This is a genomic window from Pseudoduganella danionis, assembly GCF_009720775.1.
GTDB lineage: Bacteria > Pseudomonadota > Gammaproteobacteria > Burkholderiales > Burkholderiaceae_D > Rugamonas > Rugamonas danionis.
This window is the reverse complement of record NZ_WNKW01000003.1, coordinates 361,003-385,914: the sequence shown is the minus strand read 5'-3', so window position 1 is coordinate 385,914 and position 24,912 is coordinate 361,003. Positions and strand designations below refer to the sequence as shown.

At 61.0% G+C, this 24,912-nt stretch carries 24 protein-coding genes and 1 tRNA gene; 7 read left to right on the top strand and 18 right to left on the bottom strand.

The genetic code is table 11. The annotated features are described in order from the left end of the window. Window positions 1–89: 89 nt before the first annotated feature. The 10 genes from GM655_RS13395 to GM655_RS13350 all read right to left on the bottom strand — a co-directional run bounded on the left by GM655_RS13395 (window position 90) and on the right by GM655_RS13350 (window position 10,134). Window positions 90–407, bottom strand: coding sequence for a DUF2834 domain-containing protein (locus tag GM655_RS13395; RefSeq protein ID WP_155435158.1), 318 nt, complete (start codon window positions 405–407; stop codon window positions 90–92). A 138-nt stretch (window positions 408–545) separates the two neighbouring features. Next, complete coding sequence (locus GM655_RS13390) at window positions 546–1,550, bottom strand: FAD:protein FMN transferase (RefSeq protein ID WP_155435157.1); 1,005 nt, start codon at window positions 1,548–1,550, stop codon at window positions 546–548. Window positions 1,551–1,645: 95 nt separating this feature from the next. Beyond that, window positions 1,646–1,960, bottom strand: coding sequence for a c-type cytochrome (locus GM655_RS13385; protein ID WP_155435156.1), 315 nt, complete (start codon window positions 1,958–1,960; stop codon window positions 1,646–1,648). Window positions 1,961–2,064: 104 nt separating this feature from the next. Continuing rightward, a complete protein-coding gene (locus tag GM655_RS13380) occupies window positions 2,065–2,601 on the bottom strand; it encodes a nitrous oxide reductase accessory protein NosL (RefSeq protein WP_229256033.1) in 537 nt (178 codons plus the stop codon). Continuing rightward, complete coding sequence (locus GM655_RS13375; protein ID WP_155435155.1) at window positions 2,598–3,422, bottom strand: ABC transporter permease; 825 nt, start codon at window positions 3,420–3,422, stop codon at window positions 2,598–2,600. The genes GM655_RS13380 and GM655_RS13375 overlap by 4 nt, the downstream gene beginning before the upstream one ends. Next, window positions 3,406–4,362: an ABC transporter ATP-binding protein gene (locus GM655_RS13370; protein WP_155435154.1), complete on the bottom strand. Its 957-nt coding sequence runs from the start codon at window positions 4,360–4,362 to the stop codon at window positions 3,406–3,408. Before GM655_RS13370 ends, GM655_RS13375 begins: the two co-directional genes overlap by 17 nt. Continuing rightward, window positions 4,343–5,638 (bottom strand): nitrous oxide reductase family maturation protein NosD, encoded by a 1,296-nt coding sequence (locus tag GM655_RS13365; protein WP_371866805.1) that lies wholly within the window; start codon window positions 5,636–5,638, stop codon window positions 4,343–4,345. Before GM655_RS13365 ends, GM655_RS13370 begins: the two co-directional genes overlap by 20 nt. Next, window positions 5,635–7,851, bottom strand: coding sequence for a 4Fe-4S binding protein (locus GM655_RS13360; protein ID WP_155435153.1), 2,217 nt, complete (start codon window positions 7,849–7,851; stop codon window positions 5,635–5,637). Before GM655_RS13360 ends, GM655_RS13365 begins: the two co-directional genes overlap by 4 nt. 45 nt (window positions 7,852–7,896) lie before the next feature. Then, window positions 7,897–9,813 (bottom strand): TAT-dependent nitrous-oxide reductase, encoded by a 1,917-nt coding sequence (gene nosZ, locus GM655_RS13355; protein WP_155435152.1) that lies wholly within the window; start codon window positions 9,811–9,813, stop codon window positions 7,897–7,899. 245 nt (window positions 9,814–10,058) lie between these two features. Further along, a tRNA-Gly gene (locus tag GM655_RS13350) sits at window positions 10,059–10,134 on the bottom strand. A gap of 174 nt (window positions 10,135–10,308) precedes the next feature. On the opposite strand from GM655_RS13350, the gene udk reads away from it, so the two are divergent. Further along, the gene (gene udk, locus GM655_RS13345) at window positions 10,309–10,944 is read left to right on the top strand and encodes a uridine kinase (RefSeq protein ID WP_155435151.1); all 636 of its coding nucleotides are present in this window, start codon (window positions 10,309–10,311) and stop codon (window positions 10,942–10,944) included. Between the two features lie 484 nt (window positions 10,945–11,428). Here the strand turns inward: udk and GM655_RS13340 are convergent, their stop codons facing one another. After that, on the bottom strand, window positions 11,429–11,815 hold the full coding sequence (locus GM655_RS13340; protein ID WP_155435150.1) for a VOC family protein: 387 nt from the start codon (window positions 11,813–11,815) through the stop codon (window positions 11,429–11,431). A 196-nt stretch (window positions 11,816–12,011) separates the two neighbouring features. Here GM655_RS13340 and GM655_RS13335 point away from each other — a divergent pair, with 196 nt between their 5' ends. Then, window positions 12,012–12,431 carry a hypothetical protein gene (locus tag GM655_RS13335; RefSeq protein WP_155435149.1) on the top strand — a complete coding sequence of 140 codons (420 nt, stop codon included), beginning with the start codon at window positions 12,012–12,014 and terminating at the stop codon, window positions 12,429–12,431. Further along, entirely contained in the window at window positions 12,428–12,616 is a 189-nt protein-coding gene (locus GM655_RS13330; protein WP_155435148.1) for a helix-turn-helix transcriptional regulator, read from the top strand. The genes GM655_RS13335 and GM655_RS13330 overlap by 4 nt, the downstream gene beginning before the upstream one ends. Before the next feature lie 64 nt (window positions 12,617–12,680). Here GM655_RS13330 and GM655_RS13325 read toward each other — a convergent pair whose 3' ends face one another. Next, the gene (locus tag GM655_RS13325) at window positions 12,681–13,085 is read right to left on the bottom strand and encodes a hypothetical protein (protein ID WP_155435147.1); all 405 of its coding nucleotides are present in this window, start codon (window positions 13,083–13,085) and stop codon (window positions 12,681–12,683) included. 189 nt (window positions 13,086–13,274) lie between these two features. Here GM655_RS13325 and GM655_RS13320 point away from each other — a divergent pair, with 189 nt between their 5' ends. The 4 genes from GM655_RS13320 to GM655_RS13305 all read left to right on the top strand — a co-directional run bounded on the left by GM655_RS13320 (window position 13,275) and on the right by GM655_RS13305 (window position 19,943). Continuing rightward, entirely contained in the window at window positions 13,275–15,746 is a 2,472-nt protein-coding gene (locus GM655_RS13320; protein ID WP_155435146.1) for a TonB-dependent receptor plug domain-containing protein, read from the top strand. A 12-nt stretch (window positions 15,747–15,758) separates the two neighbouring features. Then, complete coding sequence (locus GM655_RS13315) at window positions 15,759–16,673, top strand: SAM hydrolase/SAM-dependent halogenase family protein (protein WP_155435145.1); 915 nt, start codon at window positions 15,759–15,761, stop codon at window positions 16,671–16,673. A gap of 211 nt (window positions 16,674–16,884) precedes the next feature. Continuing rightward, the gene (locus tag GM655_RS13310; RefSeq protein WP_196308765.1) at window positions 16,885–17,397 is read left to right on the top strand and encodes a response regulator; all 513 of its coding nucleotides are present in this window, start codon (window positions 16,885–16,887) and stop codon (window positions 17,395–17,397) included. Continuing rightward, entirely contained in the window at window positions 17,394–19,943 is a 2,550-nt protein-coding gene (locus GM655_RS13305; RefSeq protein WP_155435143.1) for a GAF domain-containing protein, read from the top strand. Before GM655_RS13310 ends, GM655_RS13305 begins: the two co-directional genes overlap by 4 nt. Before the next feature lie 25 nt (window positions 19,944–19,968). Here GM655_RS13305 and GM655_RS13300 read toward each other — a convergent pair whose 3' ends face one another. From GM655_RS13300 to GM655_RS13280, 6 genes are all read right to left on the bottom strand, one after another. Then, entirely contained in the window at window positions 19,969–20,262 is a 294-nt protein-coding gene (locus tag GM655_RS13300; protein WP_371866804.1) for a cyd operon YbgE family protein, read from the bottom strand. Then, window positions 20,259–20,381 (bottom strand): cytochrome bd-I oxidase subunit CydX, encoded by a 123-nt coding sequence (gene cydX, locus GM655_RS13295; RefSeq protein WP_155435142.1) that lies wholly within the window; start codon window positions 20,379–20,381, stop codon window positions 20,259–20,261. The genes GM655_RS13300 and cydX overlap by 4 nt, the downstream gene beginning before the upstream one ends. A 28-nt stretch (window positions 20,382–20,409) precedes the next feature. After that, the gene (cydB, locus tag GM655_RS13290; RefSeq protein ID WP_155435141.1) at window positions 20,410–21,546 is read right to left on the bottom strand and encodes a cytochrome d ubiquinol oxidase subunit II; all 1,137 of its coding nucleotides are present in this window, start codon (window positions 21,544–21,546) and stop codon (window positions 20,410–20,412) included. Continuing rightward, window positions 21,539–23,110 carry a cytochrome ubiquinol oxidase subunit I gene (locus GM655_RS13285; protein ID WP_371866803.1) on the bottom strand — a complete coding sequence of 524 codons (1,572 nt, stop codon included), beginning with the start codon at window positions 23,108–23,110 and terminating at the stop codon, window positions 21,539–21,541. The genes cydB and GM655_RS13285 overlap by 8 nt, the downstream gene beginning before the upstream one ends. Then, window positions 23,107–23,283 (bottom strand): cytochrome oxidase putative small subunit CydP, encoded by a 177-nt coding sequence (cydP, locus tag GM655_RS22755; RefSeq protein WP_196308764.1) that lies wholly within the window; start codon window positions 23,281–23,283, stop codon window positions 23,107–23,109. Before cydP ends, GM655_RS13285 begins: the two co-directional genes overlap by 4 nt. Before the next feature lie 141 nt (window positions 23,284–23,424). Beyond that, entirely contained in the window at window positions 23,425–24,750 is a 1,326-nt protein-coding gene (locus GM655_RS13280) for a sigma-54 interaction domain-containing protein (RefSeq protein ID WP_229632556.1), read from the bottom strand. Window positions 24,751–24,912 lie beyond the last annotated feature (162 nt).

The following is a 24,912-nucleotide window of genomic DNA, read 5'->3' as shown; positions in this document are numbered from 1 at the left end:
AAGATAATGAGAGTCATTATCATTTGGAGCTTGAGCACGCCGCAAATATGCTGCGGTTTTTCATGATCTATCTTAAAAATCACCCCACGCTAGCGTGCAGGCCGAGCTGTTTGTGTACGCAGATACAGGTAGAGCGGCAAAGCCAGCGAAACACCCACCAGCAACAGGCTGGCGACAGCCCACCACACGCCGCGCACTGCCTGCTGGCGCTGCTCGTGCCACATGAACGCCAGCAGCGCCAGCGCGGAAACCAGTACATCGGCCCAGGCAAAGGCAGCGACGGGCTGCTCCAGTATCTGTGCCAGCAGCAGGTGCAGCGCGAGACCATGGCTGGCCAGCCAGGGCATGAATGCTGCCAGCGGCAATACGCTGCCCAGCAGGCAAAGTAGCAGATACAGTCGGTGCAAAATTTTCTCCCTCGATGGATGGCGGATATGCGCGAGCCTCAGGCTTAAATGTGGCATATTTTGCATCATTTTGGGCAAAAAAAACGACCGCATCATGCCTCCCCTGCCAGTGAGGCGCGATGCGGTCAAAGACTGTGTTTATTTGTGGCTGGCTTCGATACGCTCGCGCATGGCCGGCGTCAGATAGACCTGACGCTGGTTATCCACCAGCAGCACCTCCTTGAGTCCCAGCTGCCCCGCCATCGCTTCCCAGCCTGCTGCGCCGGTAATGAACAGCGGCTTGGAATTGCCGTCCGAGCGCAGGCCAGGCGCACTGCCACCACTGGCGATGATGGTGACGGAAGCCACCAGATCGATGGGGTAGCCGGTGCGCGGATCGATGATGTGCGGACGGCGTTTGCCATCCTTCATGAAGTAGCGTTCGTAATCGCCGCTGGTGCCTATGGCTTCATTGTCATTGAGCGCCACGCTGGTCAGCGTGCCGCTGCTGCGCGGATCACGTATGCCTACCTGCCAGGCATGGTCGCCGGGCCGGCCTATGGCCAGCACATTGCCGCCGATATTGATCAGGGCCGCCTTGACATGGCCTTCGCGCAGGATGGCCGCGGCGCGGTCCAGCGCATAGCCTTTGGCATAGCCGCCCAGATCGATCATCACGGCGCGATTCACGCTGCTGATGGTATTGCCCTTGTAGCGCAGATTGGTCAGGCTGGGATGCGCATCCACCCAGCGGCGGATTTCTTCTGCATCGGGCTGCTGTGCCTCGATGGCGCTGCTCTGGAAGCCCCACAGGCGAATCAGATGGCCTATGGTGGGATTGAATAATTCGCCGGAACGCACCGACAACTGGGTGGCCGATTTGAGCAGGCTGACCATTTCAGCGTCGGCTACAAATGGCTCGCCACGCGCAATGGCATCGTTCAGGCCCGTCAGCATGCTGGGTTCCCACGCATGGTATTTGTGGTGCAGCCGGTCGAATTCGGCCAGCACCTGAGCGCTGAGCAGATCGGCACGCTGCTGCGAACCACCGTAGATGGTCACGGCCACCGTGGTGCCGAACACATGGCCCGTGGTCTTGTATGTGCTCTCGCTACTGCTGCATGCTGCCAGCAGGCCCGCCAGCATCGCTATGACTGGCAGCATGCGCAGCCAGCGCCATCGCATCCGGTTCAGCCTCACCCTGTCCATCAACTTTCTCCTGAAACCTGTGGCCGCCGCAGCGGGCGGCCGCTTACCGCTTATTTGCTCTTGCTGACCATGAAGTCGATGGCTGCTTTCATTTCATCGTCCTTCAGGCCGGGATTACCACCACGTGGCGGCATCATCTTGAAGCCCTTGATGGCGTTACCGTACACGGTCGCCATGCCTTGCGCCACGCGTGGTTTCCAGGCAGCAGCATCACCGACTTTCGGTGCGCCCATCACGCCCGTGCCGTGGCAGGCCATGCAGGTAGCCTGATAAATTTTTTCGCCATTGGCAGCAGGTGCTGCGCTGGCAGTGGCGGTAGCGAAGACCGCCGGCAGCAAGGCTGCCAGTAGAATGGTGTGTTTCATGTGTACTCTCTCTGATGTCGAAATTGGCCAGCGCCGTGCTGCGGCACTGGTACTGCTACGGGCCGTTGCCAGCCCGGATACGTTGCCGGCTGTGCCGCGTTCTGCTAGTGGCCCATGCCATTGTCATGCATGCTGTCGGCCGAGCGGTTCAGCATGGCCGTGGTGATCTGCTCGAAGCGCAGCACCTTGCCGCCCGCTTTCTGCACCAGCGCTTCAGCGTCGGCCTGCACGGCGAACGGCACGATGGTCGGGCCCATCGAACCCTGGGCGCTGCTGCCCACCACGTACACGGCATCGCGGGCGGCGATCCAGTTGCCGCGTGGGTGCTGCCAGTCAGCCTTGCCCATGTCCTGCACGTAGTAGCCGCTGACGGCGCGGCGCTGTTCCGGTGCCAGCATGGCACCCAGCAGTTCCATCACGTCGCAGAAGTATTCGGTCTGGTTATCGGCATAGCGCACCTGTGCCTTGGCACCGGGGAAATCGCGCAGCAGCATGCCATCAAGTGCGCACGCAGCCTGATCGTCCGGTTCCAGCGCCTGCAGCGGTGCGGTGGTACGCGAGCAGGCCGCCAGCAGCACGGCAGCCAGCAGCATAGGCCAGCGCGCACGGCGCTTAGCGGTAAGGGAAACGGGGTGCATCATGAAAATCTCCTGTGAGCGAAATAGAATGGCAGCAGCATCCAGCCCAGCATCACGGCCACCAGCACGCCCGGATGGGTCCATGCAGAAGGCATGACAGTGGCCAGGCCATACATGCCCTGTGCCTGATCGGAGCTGAACACGTTCAGCAAGCGGAATACATCGGCCGGATTGAGCATCAGCAGTGCCGCGAACACGCCGCTGCTGATGCCGCCCTGACTGGCGACCAGTGCGCCCATCAGCAGCAGATCGAATACCAGCACGAAGAAGAACCACAGCGCCAGTGCCGTGCCGCTGGCACGCACGCGGTCGCGCGCCCACACGGAGATCAGCATGGCGATGCTGAGGAAGGCCAGGCCCATCAGCACGGCGCTGCCGACAAAGCCCGCATAGCGCCAGCCTTCGGCCACGCTCAGTTCGGAGAACAGCGGCAGCAGGCCGGCACCGAAACCGATGGCGGTCGCGCTGGTCAGCGCCGCAGCCAGGCCCAGATATTTACCGAGCAGGACTTCGAGCCGCGAGATGGGCATGGTCAGCAGCAGTTCCAGCGCCCCCCGCTCACGCTCGCCGACAATGGTGTCGTAGCCGAGAATCAGCGCGATCAGCGGCACCAGATAGATGACCAGGCTGGCCAGACTGGCGATGGTGGCTTCGATGCCATGGAAACCCACCTGCCCCTGCTGGGCTGCGCCGAAATACGCAATGGCCAGCGCAAACACGGCAAACACCAGCGCCACAGCCAGCACCCAGCGGTTACGCAGACGGTCGCGCCACTCTTTGCTGGCGATCACCGCCACCTGACGCCATTCAATGGACATGTGCATATGCCGCTCCATAACCGAGAAATACCTGTTCCAGTGTTGATTCGTGGACTGCCACATCGCTGGCCACGGGCAGCAAGGCCGTCAGCACGGCCATCTTGTCGGCCGGTGCGCAGCGCACGCTCAGGCGCTCGGCCTGGGTGCTGACATTCAGTGCCTCGCTGCTGCCGGCCTGCACAGCCGCCAGTGCTGCCAGCGCCAGCGGCTGCTGTAGCGGTGTGACGCTGGCCACCACCGTCAGCGGCAAGGCCATGCCCTGCCGCAGTTCGGCCAGCGTGCCCTGCGCGGCCACGCGGCCACCGTGCATGATCAGCAGATGATCGACGCGTTCCTGTATCTCGGCCAGGATGTGCGAAGTGATAACTATGGTGGCACCGCGCGCGCGCACGCTGTCGAGAATCGCGTAGAAGTCTGCGATGCCCTGCGGGTCCAGCCCGTTAGTGGGTTCGTCGAGGAAAATCAGTTGCGGCTCGCCCAGCAGCGCCTGGGCCAGACCAAGGCGCTGGCGCATTCCCTTGGAATAGGTCTGCACATGGCGACCGGCGGCGGCCGTCAGCCCCACCAGATCCAGCAGATCTGCGCAGGCGCTACGCGGCACCTGCTTCAGATCGGCGAACAGTTGCAGCACTTCGGCGCCGCTCAGATTATCGTAGGTGACAAAATTCTCGGGCAGGTAGCCGATCTGGCGCCGGGTCTGGCGGAATGCGGCGGCACCGGTATCCTGGCCCAGCACTTTCAGGCTGCCGCTGGCGGGTGTGAGTAAGCCCAGCATCAGCTTGAACAGTGTGCTCTTGCCCGCGCCGTTATGGCCGATCAGGCCGAACATTTCGCCGCGGCCGATGTCGAAGCTGACATCCTGCAAAGCCGTAAAGGCGCCAAACTGATGGCTGACGCCACGCAGGCTGATGGCGCTCATGGCAGTTTCAGCGTGGAGTGATTTCATTCCATTTCTTCCAGTTCTGGTTATAAGGCTGCATGCGCGGGTGGCGGTCGATCACGCTCGGTGCGCGCAGCAGGGGGAACTGGCGCGCCACAAAGCGCAGCGTGCGCAGCGATGGGCTGGCCGCCAGCAGCTTGAGCATCGGGTATTGCCAGTTCAGGCGGTCCACCAGATCATTGGCTTCGTAAGGCACATCGCCCTTGCCGTCGCCATCCTGGTCCCAGCCGCTGTAATTGCTCCAGTAATTGGCCTTGCTGCGGCCCCATTCCACATCCTTGGCCGCCACGAAGCGCACCTGCTCCTGATTGCCGATAAAGTCGTTACCGTCGATCTGGTTGTTGGAGGAGCCGGCTGACAGGTGCACGCCGGTGCGGTTGTTCAGCACCAGATTGTCGCGCACTATGTTGTACTCGGCGTCGTAGATGAAGAAGCCGCGGTCATTACCGACCACCACATTATTTTCGATCAGCGAATCCTGTATGGTGCGCAGCATGATGCCGTGGTCCGTATTGCCCCAGGCCAGATTGCGCCGCACCACCAGATTGCGCACTTCCATCAGCGCCAGACCGGCGCGGCTCAGATAGACTTCATTGTCTTCCCACGTGCTGTGGTTGGTGTTCATATAGTGCGTACCGTAGCGCACGTGATGTATGCGGTTCTCACGGAACAGCGCCTGGCGCGACACATCGACATAGATGCCGTCGCGGGTGGAGCTGATCTGGTTGCCGATCACCTGCACACCCGTGGTGTCATAGATCTGGAAACCGTTACCACGCTGCGCCGATTGTAGATCGCGCCGCCCCGTCACAATATTGCGCAACAGGCGCGCATCATCCGAGCGCTCCAGCCACACGCCGAAAAGATTGGCCACCAGCGTGCAGTCGGCCAGCTGGAAGCGGTGCGAATCGGGCAGCACATAGATGCCCGCGTTCTGCGCCGTCAGATCGCTGCCGCTGTCGCGGATGATCAGATCCTTGAGGTTGACGTCGGCCGCATGCACGCGGATGGTGTCGCCCTTGCCCTGCCCGCTGATCACGGGATGGCCCACGCCCTGCAGCGTCAGCGGCTTTTCGATCAGCAGATTTTCACGGTAAGTACCAGCTTCGATGCGCAGCGTATCGCCGGCATGGGCACGGCCTATGGCGGCGGCGATGGATTCGCCGGCCCGCACGGGCAGCACGGCAGCTTGGGCCAGCGAAGCTGCCAGCAACTGCACACCAGCCAGCGCCAGTGCCAGTGCCAGTGCCATCCTACGGCGCAACATCGAAGCGAGTTTCATGCACCGTCCCCGCCTTGCTGCGGCTTGGCCGAACGCAGACTATCGCGCAGGCTGTCGAGCGAAACAAAATAGCCATCGGCACCGATGCGCGTGAGCGCCTGACCTGCATTGGTGCGGCGCTTGCGCTCCTGCACTAGCGGTGGGCAGGCATGGTCGTCGTAATACATCACCATGCAATCGAGGCACAGCATGCATTCGGTCTGATCGATGCGCCCTGCACTATCGATGGCATGCGAACCGCAACCGGCCGCGCAGGCGTGGCAGCTCGTGCATTCGGCCTTGCGTTTCAGGCCGAACAGGCGGAAGCGGCCCGGCAGCGCCAGCCCTGCGCCCAGCGGGCAGATGTACTTGCAGTATGGCCGCTCGCTGAACAGCGACAGCACCAATATGCCGCCGATAAAGATCCAGAACGGCCAGCTACGGTTCCACACGCCGACCAGGAAAGTAGTCTTGAACGGCTCGATCTCGGCCAGATGTTCGGCCGTTTCCATCGACACCAGCGACACTGCCAACAGCGCAAAGAACACGCCATATTTGACCCACTTGAGGCGGTCATGCCAGCGCTTGGGCAGCAAGCCCTGGAAGCGCTTCAGGCCGATCACGCTGCCGAGTTTCAGCATCAGATGCTGGAGCGAGCCGAACGGGCACAGCCAGCCGCAGAAGAAGCCGCGGCCCCAGATCAGCACAGTGATGATGATGAACCACCACGACAGGAAGATGAAGGGATCGGACAGGAACAACTCCCAGCGCCACTGGTGCAGCAGCGAATGCACCCACGTCATCACCTGCGTGATGGATGGCTGGGCTTTCAGATAGAAGCCGACAAAGCCTACGCTGATGATCCAGATGGCCAGACGGGGGCGGCTGATCCATGGCTTGTGGCGGCGGGTAGACGCCCGCACCAGACGGTCGCGCTGCGAGTACAGCAACGCCGTCACGGCCAGCAGCGTGACGAACACGCCGATCTGCCACCACTGGCCCTGCCAGATCAGCTGCCAGGCCGGTTTGGCCGTCACCACCACCGGGTGGCCGCCTTCCAGATAGCGCTCGGGCAGCCAGTAAGCCTGCTCGAAACGGGCGAAGCTCTTGACGCCATTCGCATCGCGCTTGTTGGCCAGGATATTCATGGACCATGGCCAGGCCGGATTGAAGCTGGCCGAACGGATGATGAAGATGGCCGATTCCTTGAACTCCGGCACATCGCCAGGCTCCACATGGTACAGATTCAGATAATCGGTATCGCGGAAGGTAAAGCTCTGCGGATCCTGCCTTACCTGCAGGCGGTCGTAGATGCCGCCGCGTACGAAGCCGGAACCCTTGAACGAAGTCTGGCCCCGGGCGATCAGGAAGATCGCATGTTCATCCGGGCGCAGGTCCTGCATCAGGCGCTGGTAGCCATGTTCGCCCAGCACGCTCTTGCCCAGGGTAGGCGTGTTCAGATAGCCGAAATACACATCGATGTAATCGCCGCCAGCAGGATCGACGCCCACTTCGGCAGCAGGAATCACCAGCCGCTGGATCGCGCCTTCGTCCTGCAGCTTGCGCCAGCTCAGGCGCTCGTCGATAGGCGTGAAACGGGCCGGTGGCCGTGCGGCCGTGGTGAAGATGCCGACCTGACGGCCGATTTCGTAGGCGCTGCGCGAAATCACCTGATTCTCGGCGATGGCCGTCACGGTGGCGCCGCTGATGGCGTCCAGCCCTACGCTGCCGTCGCCGCCACGGCCGATTTCCAGCTTGGCGTCACCGCGCTGGCCTATGTACTGGCCAATGAAATCCAGCAGCGCTTTTTCCGGAATACCTGCCAGCAGGATAGGCTCGGAGTGCTTGAGCACGCGCACGCCCGTGATGATGCCCTTGGTATCCATACCGATCAGGGTAATCACGGGTTTGCCGGAATAGGCGGGAATGTCGACCACGTCGGTCGATAGGAAAACATAGCCGACCAGCTGTTCGGCGCTATTCGCCGCAGCGTTGGCCGGATGGCCAAACGCCTGTACATACTGGGGCGAGCCCATACGCTGGGAGAAGCGCGTGGCCTGCGGCATCACGTCCTTACAGGCCGCATGCGCGCACAGATCGGGGCCGTGCATCAGCCCTGCGGGCAGCTCGGCGTCATAAACGGTGGCCTGTGCCACAGGCAGCAGGCAGATGGCCAGCATCAGGGCGCACAGCCCGCTGAACCACTTGGAAAAAACTTGGAAGTATGAATTCATGTCGTAACGGGCATGCCGGTCTTGCGGCCGGCATGCCCTGCTAGCTTAGGCTTCTACCAGGAAACGGCTACGCATTTCGAGGTGCAGCGCGTGACAGAAGTGGGTGCAATACAGCCAGAACGCCCCTGCATGATCAGCCTTGAAGGTGACCGATTTGGTCTCCTGCGGGTTGACGATGAAGTTGATGTTGTAGGTCGGCAGTGCACAGCCGTGTGCCAGATCTTCCACCTTGTCGTGGTTGGTCAGGGTGATGGTGACTTCATCGCCTTTTTTGACCTTGATGACAGGCATGCTGTACGCCGGTGCGACCGACATCAGACGCACGTGGACCTTGTTACCTTTGCGCTCGATACCGGCGGTTTCCGGTTTCACGGCATTCGGGAAGTCGTCCATGTTGTAGATCTGGCGCGTCTTGACCACGTCGCGGCGTACGATGATGCCGTCATGCGGTTCCGAGTAAGCCGTGTGATCGGCGATCAGCTTCATGTTGGCGCCACTGATGTCGATCAGCTGTTCGGTTTCCGGATGCAGCGGGCCGATAGGCAGGAAGCGGTCTTTGGAGAACTTGTTACCCGAGTTCAGGTACTTGCCGTCAGCCTGCTTGGTTTCGCCCATGGACGAATAGTTGTGGCCAGGCTGGTAGTGCACGTCGAGTTTTTCCAGAATGACTTTGGCATTCTTGTCGCCTTTGAACTGGGCGATCGCGGCATCCACATTCCATTTCACGCACTGGCTGTCGAGGAACAGCGAGGTGTAGGCATTGCCCTTGCCGTCGAAGGCGGTGTGCAATGGGCCCAGACCGATTTCCGGTTCCGCCACGACGGTGTCGCGCGGCGTTTTTACTTCGCCGGCGAACCACTTGGCCACCAGGGCCAGATCGATCACGGTCGCGGTTGGCGACAGCTTGCCCGAGCAGACGAAGTACTTGCCGTCCGGGCTGGCGTTGACGCCGTGCGGGTTTTTACCGACTGGCACGTAGCAGGTGATTGCCGTTTTCGGATCACCGTTGGCAGCCGCGCGGCCATCGACCACTGGCACTTTGGAGCCAGCGATGGTGCTGAACTTGCCATCCTTGACCAGCTTCTCGATACGTTCCACGTTGAAGAACACGCAGGCATCGCGCTCGGACGACATCATGCCGCTCAGGTCGGCTGCGTTTTCCGTGTTGTACTGGTTGGAAGCGGCCAGCTTGCCGTCGTAGGAAGTGGCCACCAGGTCCATATTGCCATCGACGCGCACTTGCCACATCAGTTCCATGGTCTCGGCGTTGACGCAGCTAAACAGCGCGCCCCACTTGCTTGGGTCTTCCAGATCGCGGCCATCGTTAGGCAGCGGGATGTGGAATTCGCCACCGCAGAACACGCGGGTGGTGTAGTTGATTTTGCTGTCGACCGGATCGCACTTATCCGGGAACATGCCGTGGAAGCCCATCACGTTTGGCAGTTCGACGATCTTGTCGCATTCCATGGTATCCATGCGTACACGGGCCAGACGCGAGTGGATCTTGTCGTTGACGAACAGCCAGCGGCCGTCATAGGTGCCGTCCTTGTAGCTGCCGTGGACGTGGTGGGTGTCGCCCGTGGTGTACTTGAGCGAGCCATCGGCCTTGGTGCCCATGATGGCTTTGGATTCGTTGGTCACGCCCCAGCCGACCATGCAATCCATGTTAAATACGGGGATACGCTTGAGCGTACGGCCCGAAGGCAGACCCAGCGCGCGCATTTCGCCGCTATGGCCCGAGCTGATGAAAGCATAGTATTCATCGAGCTGGCCCGGTGCCACCTCGTGACCGCCGGCTGCCTTGGCGGCACCGGCTGCGGCGCCCTTGGCTGCGCCTGCGTCATCCTTGCAAGCCGTCAGGCCTGCAGCCACACCGGCCACGCCCAGTGCGGCGCTCTTGCTCAGAAAGCCGCGACGTGCGGATGTGGATTCGTCAGCCAATTCCTTATTCTTGCTGTCCATCAGAAGTTCTCCCTTGAATGCATCTATGTATGCGGTTGATGCCGAAGCTGCACCACGCAGCTCGCCGACACAGCGCGTTTTGGGCGCAGGAAATAAATACAAGAATGATATGGATCATGATATTTCGATGCGGCATCGCAAAGCGGCCTGTCATGCGCTCTGGCAGAGCGCAGCTTTGTGCAGGCAAGTGATGAGAGATGGGAGCGGAAATGAAAAAAGCAGCCCGTGGGCTGCTTTTAGAATTCTGGAGCGGGAGAAGAGTCTCGAACTCTCGACCTCAACCTTGGCAAGGTTGCGCTCTACCAACTGAGCTACTCCCGCTTGGAGTGTTGTGCTGCACATGTCGTGAAGCGGGAAGAATTATAGCAGAGCCAGAGCGCTGGTCAAGAGCGAAATTCTGCCATCTGGCAAAGTCTGGCCGATAGTCGGGTAGCCTACAGTGCAACGGACCCGGCGGCAACTATGCGTTTATGCGGCCTTCCGGTATCATTCGGCATGAACAAGATTTCTTACCAACCGTTTATTATTGGCGTCGCTGGCGGTAGCGGCAGTGGCAAATCTACCGTCTCGCAGCAAGTATTGGCGTCGTTCGGCGCCGAAATGGTCTCCGTCGTCATGCAGGACGACTACTACTGCGACCAGACCCACCTCTCGCCCGAAGTACGGCGCCAGCAGAACTACGACCATCCGCAAGCGTTCGACTGGCCGCTGCTGGTGCAGCACGTGCAGGCGCTGCGCAATGGCGAGACGATCAACATGCCCGAGTACGATTTCACCATCGACAACCGCTCGGACCGCACCATCCTCGTCAAGCCGGCTCCCGTGATCGTCATCGAAGGCCTGTTTGCGCTGTACGACGCCGACCTGCGCAAACTGATGTCGCTCAAGATCTTCGTCGACACGGCCTCAGACGTGCGCTTCATCCGCCGCATGCAGCGCGACATCACGGAACGTGGCCGCACCGTCGATAGCGTGGTCAAGCAGTACATGGAAACCGTGCGCCCCATGCACAAGCAATTCATCGAACCGACCAAGCGCTATGCCGACGTGATCATCCCGCATGGCGCCAACGGCCCCGCGGTCGACGTGATCACCACCAAGGTGGCCAGCGTCATCAGCCAGCTCAAATAACTTCCAACTTCGGGGTCAGGTCTGTCATTCGGACATCCGCGCCTGACCATTGATAAATCTCAATTGCCTTCGGGCGTAGGTTTGCTAGCCCGACATCCGCTTAGTCCCTAACCATTGCCACATGTGCAGCTTCATGCGACTATTTGCGGCAACCTCATACGCTGAACAAGGATGTCCATCGTGAGCACTTACGCCATCGCCATCATCTGGGCACTCGCCAATTTCGCTTGCCACGTCATAGCGCGACAACGCCAGATCAGAGTCACTCCGACCCGAGCTTTCCTTTCTGCCTTGCTCGGCCCATTAGCCATCCCGCTGCTAGCATTTATCAAGCAATCCCCACCGTAATCGACATAATCCGGCACCGCGGACTAGACGCCATGCAATCGCTGGTGAAGTTCCAGCTTAAGTGGGAAAAACGGCGTTTTGAGTAAAGTCAAACGGACAGGTCGGATGTCCAAATGACAGACCTGACCCCGAATTTTTACTGGCCCGGCATCGGCTCCCACAATTCGACTTTATTGCCCTCGGGGTCGAGCAGCCAGGCGAATTTGCCGAATTCCGAAGGTTCGCCTACTTCCAGCACATTGCAGCCTTCCTCGCGCAAGGCGGCTAGCAGAGCATTCAGATCCGCTACGCGATAATTGATCATGAAGCTGCTCGTACTCGGCGCATATTCCTGCGCATTGTCGGCCGAAATCGTCCACGCGGTCGCCCCTGCGACGGGCTCGCCGCTGGCATCGGTCCAGTCGAACACGGCGCCGCCCCAGGCCTGCACATCGACCCCCAGATGGGTCTTGTACCAGGCACGCAGCGCGGCCGGATCTTTTGCCTTGAAAAACACACCGCCTATACCTGTCACCCGTTTCATGCTGGCCCCGTGTCGTGATATGCCCCCTAGTCTACACTGGCTGCCGGGAAAATAGACGGGAACTATGAACTTCCTGACATGTTTGCCACAACTGCGCAATAGCCACCCATGAGAATACGCATGTAAAGTTTGCTTGACATGCGCCAGCATCCCTCCTAGTATGTAAAGCATACTTTACAACCATATGGAGGCAGTGATGCACTATCCCGCAGAACCCCGCTTTTCCGCCCATGAACGCAAGCACAGCCAGCGGTATTTGCGCGAACTCGGCAGCAGTATCGCCATCTATGTGCTGTTGTTGCTGCCATCGCTGATATATGGCCCGGACATGGCCGCCGGTGCGGCGAAAACTGCAGTCCTCACCGCCCCCATGCTGGGCTTCTTCCTGATGATCTGGGCCATAGCACGGCAGGTGCAGCGCATGGACGAATACCAGCGCCGCCTGACCATGGAAAGCCTGAGCCTGGCCGCAGCCATCACGGCAGCCATCACCTTCACTTACGGTTTCCTCGAAATTGCAGGCTATCCGCGCCTGAGCATGTTTGTGGTGTGGGGCATCATGGGCAGTGCCTGGGCCATCATGGGCTGGCTGCGCTGCTGGGCGGCCAAGCGATGAATAACAGCATACGCGCACTGCGCGCCGAGCGCGGCTGGAGCCAGGCCCATCTGGCAGACCAGTTGGCCGTGTCGCGCCAGACTGTCAATGCCATCGAAACGGGGCGCTACGATCCCAGCCTGCCGCTGGCCTTCGCCATCGCCCGTCTGTTCGGCCTGGCCATCGAAGATATTTTCAGTGCCTGATCCGGTACGGGACCAGCGCTTTCGCAGCGCCGGCCCCGCACCATATTTACCGCTTATTTGCAGCTTATTTTCCGGCGGGCTCGGCCGGCTTGACGGTCAGCGCCATTTTTTCTTCGCCATTGGTCCAGCGTATGGTCGACGTCTCGCCTAGCTTGGCCAGCACGCGTGGCTGCGCCAGCACCTTGGCCCGGGCATCGGCCGATTCCCGGATGGTGAGCGCCAGATCAACTGCATTGGTCGCATCCTTGCCCAGCAATTCGACCACCCAGCCATTGTCGAATGTAATCACGCTCTTTTTATCCAGATCCAGCAACACCTGCTTCGCGCTGCTCTGTACGTGGGTGATGCCACCACCGACCGGGGCAACGCGCTCGACCTCGAGTGCCAGATTGACCCGCCCGTCACCAGCCCAGACACTGCCTGACACCGCCAGCATCAGACTGCCTAGCGTCACAATTTTCTTCAGCATATAAGTCTCCTGTTTTCTGATAACGCCCGGATCGCCATGATCGAAGCGTTGGCCCATGCTATAGCCAATTATGCAAGATAGCAATTTCAGCACGGGCGCAGTATAAGCATATAGACAATTGCTTGTTGTTAAAATGATCCTATTGCTCGTAAGATCTTAGTTCGCTCTACACCAAGCAAGGAACTCACCATGCCTCACACTCTTCCGCCGCTGCGTCGCAGTGCACTCGCCATGGCACTGCTGCTCGCCAGCCAGACCCAGGCGCAGGAATCCAGCAATCTGCCGACTAGCACCAGCGCGGCCGCCATCGATCAAGTCACCGTGGTCGGTTCGCGCGCGCGCAACCGCACCGTGTTCGATAGTGCAGTGCCTATCGACCGTTTCGGCGCGCGTGAAGTGGAAAATGCGCTGGCCAGCGGCGAACTGGGCGCGGCCCTGCAGGCGCTGGCGCCGTCGATCAACTTCGCCCGCATCGAATCGAGCGGTGCTGCCGACTCGGTGCGCGGCATCCAGCTACGCGGCCTCGCACCGGATCAGGTACTGGTGCTGATCAACGGCAAGCGCCGCCATGCCAGCGCCGTACTCGACACGGAAAGCAGTTTTGCCGGCACGGTGCCGGTCGATATCAATGCGATCCCGCCCGGCGCCATCGACCATATCGAAGTGCTGCGCGACGGTGCCGGCGCCCAGTACGGCAGCGATGCCGTGGCCGGCGTGATCAACATCGTGCTCAAGAATGCCCGCAGCGGCGGCTCCGCCTCGCTGGGCTACGGCGCCAACCACACCGACTTCAAACCCACACACGAAACCAAGACGGACGGCCAAACCAAGACCGCCAGTGCCGACTATGGCGTGCCGCTCGGCGATGCCGGCTTCCTCCGCTTCGGCGCCGATACGCGCAGCCGCGCCCCGACCCAGCGCGCCGGGTTCAGCGATGCAGGCTGGACTTCGTGGAACGCCACGCCGGCCGATCTGGCACTCGATGGCAAAGTGGTCTTCAAATCGGGCGACTCGCACAGCAATAACAACTACCTGTTCTACAACGCCATGCTGCCACTGGAAAACGGCATCGATGCCTATTCCTTCGCCACGCTGAACCAGCGCAAGTCCACCGGCAGCGCATTCTTCCGCTATCCGGGCGACCCCAGCAACGTGCAGGCCCTGTATCCGCAAGGCTTCCGGCCCGATACCCATGGCGACATGAGCGACGTCAGCGCTGTCGCTGGCGCCCGCTTCAGCGCGCAAGGCTGGAACTGGGATGTCAGTGCGCGCCACGGCGGCAATCTGTTCCACTACGATCTGAGCAACTCGGTCAACGCCTCGCTCGGTAGCAACAGCCCGACCCGCTTCCATCTGGCCAGCTTCGATTTCCGCCAGAACGCCGTCAATGCTGACCTGACGCGCGAATTCGATGCGGGCCTGCCCGCCCCCGTCAGTGTGGCCCTAGGGGCCGAGTGGATGCATGAAACCTATCAGAGCTCGCCCGGCGATGCGGCGTCCTACGCGGCCGGCCCGCTTACCGATGCGCCACCCGGCGCCCAGGCCGGTCCCGGCTTGCGCCCGCAGGACGCCTTCGACGGCAGCCGTTCGATTCGCTCCGTGTATGCCGATGCGGAAACCAGCCTGAGCAGCCAATTGCTGCTACAGGCCGCCGTGCGCTATTCCGATTACAGCGACTTCGGCCACGCCAGCACGGGCAAGCTGGCCAGCCGCTATAAACTCAGCGACAGCTTGCTGCTGCGCGGCTCGCTGTCGAACAGCTTCCGCGCACCGGCGCTGGTGCAGACCGGCTTCCGCTTCTCCACGCTGAATTTCAACAGCGATGGTAGCGGCGTGCAGACTGCCTCGCTGCTGCCGGCCAGCGATGCGCTGGCGCGTGCCTTCGGCGCGCAGGCACTCAAGCCGGAGAAGTCCACCAATCTGTCGCTGGGTCTGGCATGGCGGCCCGAGCGTCATACCAGTTTCACGCTCGATGGCTACCGCATCAAGATCCGTGACCGCATCACCCGCAGCAGCGATCTGCAAAGTGATGCCGCCACCGCCTATCTGGCCAGTATAGGCCGTAGCGATATCCAGTCGGTGGCCTATCTGGCCAATCTGCTCGATACCAGCACGACCGGACTCGATGCGGTGCTCAATCACGACCTGCCACTGGCAGGCGGCACGCTGAACCTGAACGCTGCGCTCAACCTGAACAAGACCCGCATCGATCAGGTGCATCAGGCGTCCGGCGCACTGGCGAAAATCGATCCGGCGCTGACGCTGCTGACTGAGAACAATCTGTTCCGCATCCGCCATGCTTCGCCCAAAAGCAAGCTGGTACTAAGCGCCGACTGGCAGGCTGCGCGCTGGAATCTGCAGGCGCGCGCCACCCGCTACGGCGCGCTGAAGGACTTCTCCTACGACGATAGCGCACCGCTGGTCGATGGCGTGCATGCCCAGTCGTTTGCGGCTGTGTGGTCAGTCGATCTGGAAGCGCAGTACAAGCTGAGCCGCCAGCTAACCCTGATCGCCGGTGCCGACAATGTATTCGACCGCTATCCCGAACGCGTGCGCCAGACCAATAACGCCAGCTACGGCGGTGCCCTGCCCTACAACTTCATCAATCCTATCGGCGTCAACGGTGCTTACTTCTATGGCCGCGTACGCTACACCTTTTAACCGGGGAACCCTATGAAATTCAAACAACTAAGCAAACTGTTCGCGGCCGCCTGCCTGAGCACTGTGCTGGCCGCGCAAGCCCATGCCAGCAATGCGCTGGTACTGCTGACCGACTTCGGCACGTCGGATGGCGCGGTCTCGGCCATGCACGGCGTGGCCTTCGGCGTCGACCCGAAACTGCAAGTGTCCGACCTGACCCACAACATCCCCGACTACGACATCTGGCTCGGTGCCTACCGCCTGTACCAGACGGCCAACTACTGGCCGCAAGGCAGCGTGTTCGTGGCCGTAGTCGATCCGGGCGTAGGCACCAGCCGCAAATCGGTGGTGCTGAAAACCCGCGCAGGCCGCTACTTCGTGGGGCCGGACAATGGCCTGTTCACCTTGATCGCCGAGCGCGACGGCGTAGCCGAACTGCGCGAGATCGACGAGAACGTCAACCGTCTGGCCGGTTCCGGCGAATCCTACACCTTCCACGGCCGGGATGTATATGCCTACGTGGGCGCCCGCCTCGCTTCGGGCGCCATCAGCTTCGAGCAGGTCGGTCCCGTGCTGCCCAGCGCCTCGGTGGTGAAAATCGCTTACCAGAAAGCTGTACGGCAGGGCGACACGCTGCGCGGCATCATCCCCGTGCTCGACGTTAAATACGGCAATGTCTGGACCAACATCCCCAAAGCCCTGTTCGACGAACTGAAGATAGGCGTGCACGACAAGGTACAGGTACGCATCCTGCACAAAGGCAAACAGGTGAATAAGGTGGTGGCACCGTTCGAGCACACGTTTGGCGGCGTGGCGCAAGGCAAGCCGCTGGTCTACCTGAACAGCCTGCTCGACGTGGCCGTGGCCATCAGCCAGGGCAATTACGCCAAACAGCACCACATCGACTCGGGGGTGGACTGGGAAGTGGAAATCAGCAAGGCCAAGTAAAAGCAGGTCGGCAGGTCGGCCGTCGATACAGCAGGCCTGCCCCAGCGCTAGTCGCGCGCTGCGCCCAGTGACTATCAAATTGATATAATTGCGCCGATCCAACAAAAAAACCAATTCTAACGAATTTTAGAATTTCTCCTGTACACTAGCCACATAGTCAGCGGCGCCGCAGCGCGGCAAGGCTATGTCAACAGGAGGGAGGTTGGGCAGTATGAGCAAAGGGGTCATCCTGTGCGTCGATGATGATTCGACGGTACTGAATGCATTACGGGTACTACTGAGTAAGATCTTCGGCAGCGACAACGTCATCGAGATTGCCGAGGGCGGCGAAGAAGCGCTGGAGATAGTCGAAGAGTATGCGGCCGAAGGCACCACGGTCAGTGTCATCGTTTCCGATTACATCATGCCGAATATGCGCGGCGACGCCCTGCTGGTGGCACTGCACGAACGCAGCCCGAATACCATCAAGATCATGCTGACGGGCCAGAGCGATCTGGAAGGCGTGAAGAAAGCCATCAATCACGCCAATCTCTACCGTTTTCTGGAAAAGCCTTTCAACAATGCCGATCTGGTGCTCACCTTGCGCTCGGCCTTGCATGCCTTCCATCAGGAATCCCAGCTACGCGATGAAATCCGCGCGCTGCAACAGGAACTCGCTGCCAGCGCCGCCGCGCTGCAGGCCAAAGAGGCCGAACTGGCCCAGTTGCGCGCGGGGCGCACATGAACGATACCTGCGCCAAGCGGGCGCCACGCCAGTCCTTCCAGCGCGAAGCAGAACTGGCCATCATTAACGATGTGCAGACGGCACTGGTAGCGCGCCTGCAGTTGCACGACATTTGCGATATCGTCGGCGAAAAGATCAAGCGCATCTTCGACGCCCAGGTGGTGATGATCGCGCTGCTCGACGATAAGGGCGAACAGCTATACATGCCATATGCCATCGAGCGCGATGAACGCTTCCCGCCGACTTCGATCGGCGTATTCGGTTTCCGCAAGCATGTGATCGAAACCAAACAGGCCTTGCTGTTCAACGAGAACATCGCCCAGGCTTCCATCGAGTACGGCAATCCCGTGGCCATCCGTGGCGACATGGCGCGCAGCGCCGCCTTCATCCCGATGATTATCGGCGACCGCGTCACGGGCGTGGTCACTCTGCAGCATCTGGATCTGGAATTTGCCTTCTCCAGCGCCGATGTCACCCTGCTCAAAACCGTCACCAGCACGCTCGCCGTGGCACTCGAAAATGCCCGCCTGTTCGACGAAACCCAGCGTCTGCTCAAACTGTCGCAAGACCGCACCAGCGACCTGCTGATGCTCAACCAGATGCAGACGGCACTGGCCAACCGTCAGCGCGAACAGAATATCTATGACATCGTCGGCGAGCAGATCCACGCCATTTTCGATGCCCAGTCGGTCGATATCGCCTTGTATGACCGCACCCGCGACTGTTTCGACTTCCCGTTCTCGATAGAGCGCAATGTGCGCTATCCCAAGATCTCGCTGAACAATGTCGGCTTCCGCAAGTACGTGCTGGAAACTGGTAGACCGCTGCTGATCAACGAGAATCTGGCGACACTGGTTACGCAATACGGCAACCCCGTGGTGATTTATGGCGAAATCCCCAAAGCCGTGCTGTTTGTGCCCCTGATGGTCAGGGAGCAGGCCGTCGGCGTGATCTCGCTGCAGAATCTGGACCGCGAAAACGTCTTCACGGCGGCCGATGTGACGCTGCTTTGCACGCTGGCCAACAGCCTCACCGGCGCGCTCGACAATGCCCGCCTGTTCGACGAAACCCAGAGCCTGCTCAAGCTGACGCAGGACCGTGCCAACGATCTCGAAATGATCGGCAGCATAGGACGCCAGCTCACCGCCCATCTGGAACAGGGGCCGCTCATCAGCGCCTTGCGCGAGCATGTCCAGACCCTGCTGGCAGTGCAGGAATTCCGCCTGTTCCGTCTGGCCGAAAACCGGCAGACGCTGGATCTGGCGCTGGGCTGGGAGAATGGCAGCCCGCTGCCGGCCGAGCAACTCCAGATCAGGCCCGGCGATCCCTTCGAGCGCTGCCTGAACGAACAGGCCGAAGTGATCATCCAGAGCGAGCACGAAGGCTCGAGCATGTACATCCCTTTGATGACGGGTAGCCGGGCACTCGGCATACTGCACATCAGCAGCCCTGGCGGTGCCGTGTATGGCGAGCGCGATGCCGCCATCCTGCGCAGCCTGTGCGCCTATGGCGCAATTGCACTGGCCAACTCGGACGCGCTGGCCGCCCTCAAACAGGCGCAGGCCACCATCATCCAGCAGGAGAAAATGGCCACACTGGGGCAGTTGGTGGCCAATGTGGCACACGAAGTCAACACCCCTATCGGTGCCATCAAGTCCAGCGGACAAAGCATCGTCGGTGCGCTGGAACACACCATGGTCAGTCTGCCGCGCCTGTTCCAGCTGCTCGACCAGTCGCAGCAACGCCTGTTCATGGGGCTGATCCAGCATGCGCGCAATGTCGTGTGCCTGCTCAGCACACGCGAAGAACGGGCCGTGACCCGCGCCCTGACCCAGACGCTGGAACAGCAAGGGGTCGGCAATGCGCGCGAAAAAGCCGCCATGCTGGTGCAGCTATATGCGCACGAGCATACTCCGGACTATTTACCTTTGCTATGCCATCCCGCCAGCGACTTCATCATGTCGACTGCCGCTGCCATGTCGGCCATCATCCGCAGCGCCGACAATATCAATACGGCGGTAGAACGGGTTGCCAAGATTATCTTTGCGCTGAAATCCTATTCGCGCGTCGATACCAGCGGCACCTTCTGCGCCATCGATCTGGCAGAGAGCATAGAAACGGTATTAACGATTTACCACAATCAGATCAAGCATGGCGTAGAAGTCATACGCCAGTTCGAAGCACTGGACGAATTGCTGGGCCTGCCCGATGAACTGAATCAGGTCTGGACCAATCTGATCCACAACGCCCTGCAAGCCATGCAGGGCAATGGTACGCTGACCATACAGATAGGCCGGCGCGAGCAGCATGCCGTGGTTGCCATCAGCGATACCGGCTGCGGCATACCGCCCGAACTGCGCGAGCGCATCTTCGAAGCCTTCTTCACCACCAAGCCGCCCGGCGAAGGCAGTGGTCTGGGACTCGATATCGTCAAGAAGATCATCGCCAAACACAACGGCGAGATCAGCGTCAGCAGCGAAGTCGGCGTCGGCACCACGTTCACCGTGGCGCTACCGCTGGCGGCGCATGCAGAGGCGCTGGCCTAGCCCTGCCAGCAACGCTGGCCCGGCATCAGATTCCACCGCCCATTTTCAGCACAGCAGCCAACAGCAAACATAGCAGACAGCTCCAGCCCGAGAATACCCAGCGCAGCACAGGCTGAACGGGTATATAGCCTACCCCGCGTATCAAGCCAGTACTCATGGCGGCAAACAACAAGCTCGCCAGAGTGTGATCGGCGCTGCCATCGGCGCGCTGGAACAACGGCGGGTACAAGGTTGCTGCCAGCATCAGTAACAGACCCGCCGCCAGACTGCTGAAATGCAGACGGGAGAACTGCAGCTCCTCCAACTGACCCGCCTTCACAACTGCCCTCCTTCCGTCTCATGCGCCGCACGCGCCGCTTCGTTTTCGCCCCACATGGCGTTCAGTATCGCCAGCGCCAGCGCAAAACCCACCCCCAATATCCAGGCAAAGTACCACATGATGTTCTCCTAATTTAACTCGCAGAATTTAATAAGCCGTGTGCTCGTGCGCGGCGATATGCGCAGCAGTCACCTTGCCGCGCATGACGCGGTAGGCCCACGAGGTGTACAGAATTACCAGCGGCATGAACAGCAGCGTGGCCCAGAACATGATGGCCAGACTCAGATGACTGGACACGCTATCCCACACGGTCAGGCTGGCTGCCGGCATGGACGACGATGGCATCACAAACGGGAACATGGACGCCCCTGCCGTGCCGATCACGCCCACCAGCGCCAGCGAGGACAGCACGAACGCGGACAGCGTGCGGCGCTTGAGCAGCAGCAGTGCAGCCAGCAGTGCGCCGCCCAGCCCCAGCGCTGGCAGCAGCCAGAGTGCCGGCTGACGCGCATAATTGGCCATCCACGCCCCTGCTTCGCGCACCACGGTTTTGCCCAGCACATCGGGCAAAGCTGCCGGAGCGATCACGGAAGTAATCCGGTAGCCGGGTATGCTCTGCAGCCATACACCGGCGGCCGCAAAGCTCAGGCACAGCAGCACGGCCGCCACGACGGCCGCACGGATCGCGCGTGTCTGCAGTACGCCTTCCGTGCGGTGCGCCAGATAGGCGCCGCCCTGCATGGTCAGCATGGCGCTGCTGACCACACCGGCCAGCAAGGCAAACGGATTGAGCAACTGCCAGAAGCTGCCCGTGTAAGTCGATACCAGATACTGGTCGAAGTGGAACGGCACGCCCTGCAGCAGGTTGCCGAAGGCGATGCCGAACACCAGCGGCGGCACGGTGCCGCCCACGAACAAGCCCCAGTCCCACACGCTGCGCCACAGCGGATGGTGGATCTTGCTGCGGTAATCGAAGCCGACCGGGCGGAAGAACAGCGCCCACAGCACCAGCATCATGGCCCAGTAGAAGCCGCTGAACGCGGTGGCATACACCACGGGCCAGGCGGCAAACAGTGCGCCGCCGCCCGTAATGAACCACACCTGATTGCCATCCCAGTGCGGGCCCACCGTGTTGATCACCACACGCCGCTCCACATCGCTGCGCCCCACATAGGGCAGCAAGGTGCCGACACCCATATCGTGGCCATCCATGATGGCAAAGCCCACCAGCAGCACCCCTACCAGCAGCCACCAGATAATTTTCAATGTGCTGTAATCAAGCATGCTGCAGCTCCTTGCGAGTCAGGTCATAGTCATAGCGGCCCGTGCCGAGGCTGCCGGGGCCCTGGCGGGCGAACTTCACCATCAGGAACACTTCCACCACCAGCAGCACGGTATAGAAAGCCACAAAGCCGGTCAGCGATCCGTACAGATTGGCCACGCTCAAAGTGGAGACGCTCATATGGGTAGGCAGCACGCCGTAGATGGTCCATGGCTGGCGCCCGTACTCGGCGACAAACCAGCCCAGCTCGCAGGCCAGCCATGGTGCAGGCAGCATCCACAACGCCCAGCGCAGCAGCCAGCGCGACTGCCCGCACACCAGTTTGACGGTACTCCAGAATGCCAGCGCGAACAGCAGCAGCATGGCCATGCCCAGCCCCACCATCAGGCGGAAGGCCCAGAACATGGGCAACACGCGCGGCACCGTATCATCGACGGCGCGCTCTATCATGGCCGGCGTGGCTAGGCGCACATCGGCCACGTATTTTTTCAGCAGCAGGCCAAAGCCCAGATCACCCTTGTATTCATTGAAGCGGGCCAGCGCCGCCGCATCGTCGCGCTGCTGGCGCAAAGCTTCCAGCGCCAGCACGGCCTGTACGCCGCGCACGATGCGGGCGCGGTTGTTCGCCTTGATGGCATGGATGCCGGGGATTTGCTTGCTGACGGAACGGGTGCCGATCAGCCCCATCACCCACGGCAGTTCGATTTCCCAGTCATTGCGGGCCTGCGCTTCGTTGATGCCCGCCACCAGCGTCAGGCCGGCCGGCGCGGGCTTGGTGTCCCACATGGCTTCCATCGCGGCCAGCTTGGTTTGCTGCGCCTCGCCCACGGTATAGCCCGATTCGTCGCCGAGCACGATCACGCTCAGTGCCGAAGCCAAACCGAATGCGGCGGCCACGCGGAAGCTGCGCTTGGCAAACTCCACATCGCGCCCGCGCAGCAGATACCAGCTCGACACCGACAGCACGAACATGGCCCCCGTGACATAGCCGGCCGAGACCGTATGCACAAACTTGGCCTGCGCCACCGGGTTGAACAGCACGGCCCAGAAGTCCACCATTTCCATGCGCATGGTGACGAAGCTGAATTCGGCGCCGACCGGATTCTGCATCCAGCCATTGGCCACCAGTATCCACAGCGCCGACAGATTGGTGCCGACCGCCATCAACAAGGTCACCAGCAGATGGTGTTCCTTGCGCAGCCTGTCCCAGCCAAAGAAGAACAGGCCTATCATGGTCGATTCGAGGAAGAAGGCCATCAGCCCTTCGATGGCCAGCGGTGCACCGAAGATGTCGCCCACGTAGTGCGAGTAATAGGCCCAGTTGGTGCCGAACTGGAATTCCAGCGTGATGCCGGTGGTCACACCGAGCGCGAAATTGATGCCGAATAGCTTGCCCCAGAAGCGCGTCATGTCTTTCCAGATGACTTTGCCCGTCATCACATACACGCTCTCCATGATCACCAGCAGCCAAACCATGCCGACGGTGAGCGGGACGAATAGAAAATGGTACATGGCTGTGGCGGCAAACTGCAGCCGCGACAAATCCACTAATTGGTCCGAAATCACTGTTTTTCTCCTGTAGTTCCGAGCGGCCCGCCCAGATGCCGGGCGACGGCCGTGGTGTCGACCTCGACACGCGCGTCCCGCACAAACGCCCACCACAGCCCCGTCAGCAGCACCAGCTTGACAAGCACGGCGATGATCAGGTGGCGTAACAGGCGTTTATCGGACGTTCTCATGCCCACTGTTTCGCACATTCCGTGCCAGTGGTAACAGGAAGATAAAAATGATGCAGATCAAATACTTAGGCCTAATTGACATACTGCCAAGCACTGCCATGGCAGTGTTTTACTGCCAGTATGACAGTGTGGCAGTGTCTGTCAGTCCAGCCCCAGCTCCTTGAGCTTGCGGTACAGCGTACGTTCACTCAGGCCCAGCGTGGCCGCCAGTTCCTTGCGCGTGCCGTGGAAGCTCGCATGCAGTTCGGCCAGCGTGGTTCCGGCCGCCTGCACGCTGATGCGGCTGCTGGCGGTGCGCGCCACGCCCAGCGCAGGCAGGTGTTCGACGCGGATCACGCCGTCATCCGCAAACAGGCTGGCCCGTTCCAGTACATTGCGCAGCTCGCGCACATTGCCATGCCAGTTACCACGCTGCAGCACGGCCATCGCGCTATCGGCCACGCTCAGCTTGCGCTTGGCATAGCTACTGCGCTGCAGGATGGAATTGACCAGCAGCGGGATATCGTCGCTGCGCTCGCGCAGCGGCGGCAGCACGATGGGGAAAGCGTTGATGCGGTAGTACAGGTCCTGACGGAATTCGCCGTTTTCCACCATGCTTTCCAGCGGCTTGTGGGTGGCCGCAACCAGCCGGAAATTGGCATACTGGGTTTCCACGCTACCCACCCTGCGGTAGGTGCCGGACTCGATCAGACGCAGCAGCTTGACCTGCATGGCCAGCGGCACATCGCCTATCTCGTCGAGGAACAGCGTGCCGCCCTGCGCCGTCTCTACCAGCCCCGCCTTGCGCGCGATGGCGCCCGTGAAAGCGCCTTTTTCATGACCAAACAGCTCGCTTTCGAACAGGGTTTCCGTCAGCCCCGAACAGTCCACTACTACGAAGGGCCCCGCCTCGCGTTCACTGTTCTCATGCACGGCGCGCGCAAACAATTCCTTGCCCGTACCTGATTCGCCGAGTAGCAGCACGGGCAGCATGGATGGCGCCACCCGCCGCATCGCCGCCAGCGCCTGATTGAATGCGGCCGAACGCCCCACCAGCCCTTCCCCGCTAGGCTTGGCCGATGCGCTGCGCACCACTTCCAGCCGTTCCACATAGGCTGTAATGGCACCGGCCGCGTCGAAGATGGGGCGCAGCTCGACGGCCACATGCTCGGGCCCGCGCGGCGTGTGGTGGATGTGCAGGATGCGGTCCGGGCCGCGCAGCTCCTGCGCGCGCTTCATGGGGCAGTGTTCGCCTGCCTGATCACACGGCAGATCATAGTGATGCGACACGCGGTAGCACTTGTGGCCGACGATGGCCTGATCGCCATGGCCGAACTGGCGCTGGTAGGCGATGTTCGCCGCGAGAATGTTGTAGTCGGGGTCGAGCACGATCATGGGATGGGCTTCGTGCTCGAGGAAGGATATCAGCGTCTGCACGGCCGGCCGCGATGGCAAGGCCGGCATGAAGGGGATAGGGGTGGTAGGCATGGCATCTCCGGTTCAGCTTGCTATGCTGCCGCAGCACTGCCAAAGCGTCAAGTGGCAGTGCCAATTACTGCCAAATCACTGCCAAAAGCGCTACTGCCAGCCACGCACCTCACGAGTAGCAAATATTTTCCCGAATCAAATCAAACACTTGCAAATAAAAAA

What these genes read in the sequence shown, in the direction of transcription:
- GM655_RS13390 (WP_155435157.1), bottom strand. Translation starts at nt 1,550, where the DNA reads ATGCTGCCAGTCATAGCGATGCTGGCGGGCCTGCTGGCAGCATGCAGC.
- GM655_RS13385 (WP_155435156.1), bottom strand. Translation starts at nt 1,960, where the DNA reads ATGAAACACACCATTCTACTGGCAGCCTTGCTGCCGGCGGTCTTCGCT.
- GM655_RS13380 (WP_229256033.1), bottom strand. Translation starts at nt 2,601, where the DNA reads ATGATGCACCCCGTTTCCCTTACCGCTAAGCGCCGTGCGCGCTGGCCT.
- GM655_RS13375 (WP_155435155.1), bottom strand. Translation starts at nt 3,422, where the DNA reads ATGCACATGTCCATTGAATGGCGTCAGGTGGCGGTGATCGCCAGCAAA.
- GM655_RS13370 (WP_155435154.1), bottom strand. Translation starts at nt 4,362, where the DNA reads ATGAAATCACTCCACGCTGAAACTGCCATGAGCGCCATCAGCCTGCGT.
- GM655_RS13365 (WP_371866805.1), bottom strand. Translation starts at nt 5,638, where the DNA reads ATGAAACTCGCTTCGATGTTGCGCCGTAGGATGGCACTGGCACTGGCA.
- GM655_RS13360 (WP_155435153.1), bottom strand. Translation starts at nt 7,851, where the DNA reads ATGAATTCATACTTCCAAGTTTTTTCCAAGTGGTTCAGCGGGCTGTGC.
- nosZ (WP_155435152.1), bottom strand. Translation starts at nt 9,813, where the DNA reads ATGGACAGCAAGAATAAGGAATTGGCTGACGAATCCACATCCGCACGT.
- udk (WP_155435151.1), top strand. Translation starts at nt 10,309, where the DNA reads ATGAACAAGATTTCTTACCAACCGTTTATTATTGGCGTCGCTGGCGGT.
- GM655_RS13340 (WP_155435150.1), bottom strand. Translation starts at nt 11,815, where the DNA reads ATGAAACGGGTGACAGGTATAGGCGGTGTGTTTTTCAAGGCAAAAGAT.
- GM655_RS13335 (WP_155435149.1), top strand. Translation starts at nt 12,012, where the DNA reads ATGCACTATCCCGCAGAACCCCGCTTTTCCGCCCATGAACGCAAGCAC.
- GM655_RS13330 (WP_155435148.1), top strand. Translation starts at nt 12,428, where the DNA reads ATGAATAACAGCATACGCGCACTGCGCGCCGAGCGCGGCTGGAGCCAG.
- GM655_RS13325 (WP_155435147.1), bottom strand. Translation starts at nt 13,085, where the DNA reads ATGCTGAAGAAAATTGTGACGCTAGGCAGTCTGATGCTGGCGGTGTCA.
- GM655_RS13320 (WP_155435146.1), top strand. Translation starts at nt 13,275, where the DNA reads ATGCCTCACACTCTTCCGCCGCTGCGTCGCAGTGCACTCGCCATGGCA.
- GM655_RS13315 (WP_155435145.1), top strand. Translation starts at nt 15,759, where the DNA reads ATGAAATTCAAACAACTAAGCAAACTGTTCGCGGCCGCCTGCCTGAGC.
- GM655_RS13310 (WP_196308765.1), top strand. Translation starts at nt 16,885, where the DNA reads ATGAGCAAAGGGGTCATCCTGTGCGTCGATGATGATTCGACGGTACTG.
- GM655_RS13305 (WP_155435143.1), top strand. Translation starts at nt 17,394, where the DNA reads ATGAACGATACCTGCGCCAAGCGGGCGCCACGCCAGTCCTTCCAGCGC.
- cydX (WP_155435142.1), bottom strand. Translation starts at nt 20,381, where the DNA reads ATGTGGTACTTTGCCTGGATATTGGGGGTGGGTTTTGCGCTGGCGCTG.
- cydB (WP_155435141.1), bottom strand. Translation starts at nt 21,546, where the DNA reads ATGCTTGATTACAGCACATTGAAAATTATCTGGTGGCTGCTGGTAGGG.
- cydP (WP_196308764.1), bottom strand. Translation starts at nt 23,283, where the DNA reads ATGAGAACGTCCGATAAACGCCTGTTACGCCACCTGATCATCGCCGTG.
- GM655_RS13280 (WP_229632556.1), bottom strand. Translation starts at nt 24,750, where the DNA reads ATGCCTACCACCCCTATCCCCTTCATGCCGGCCTTGCCATCGCGGCCG.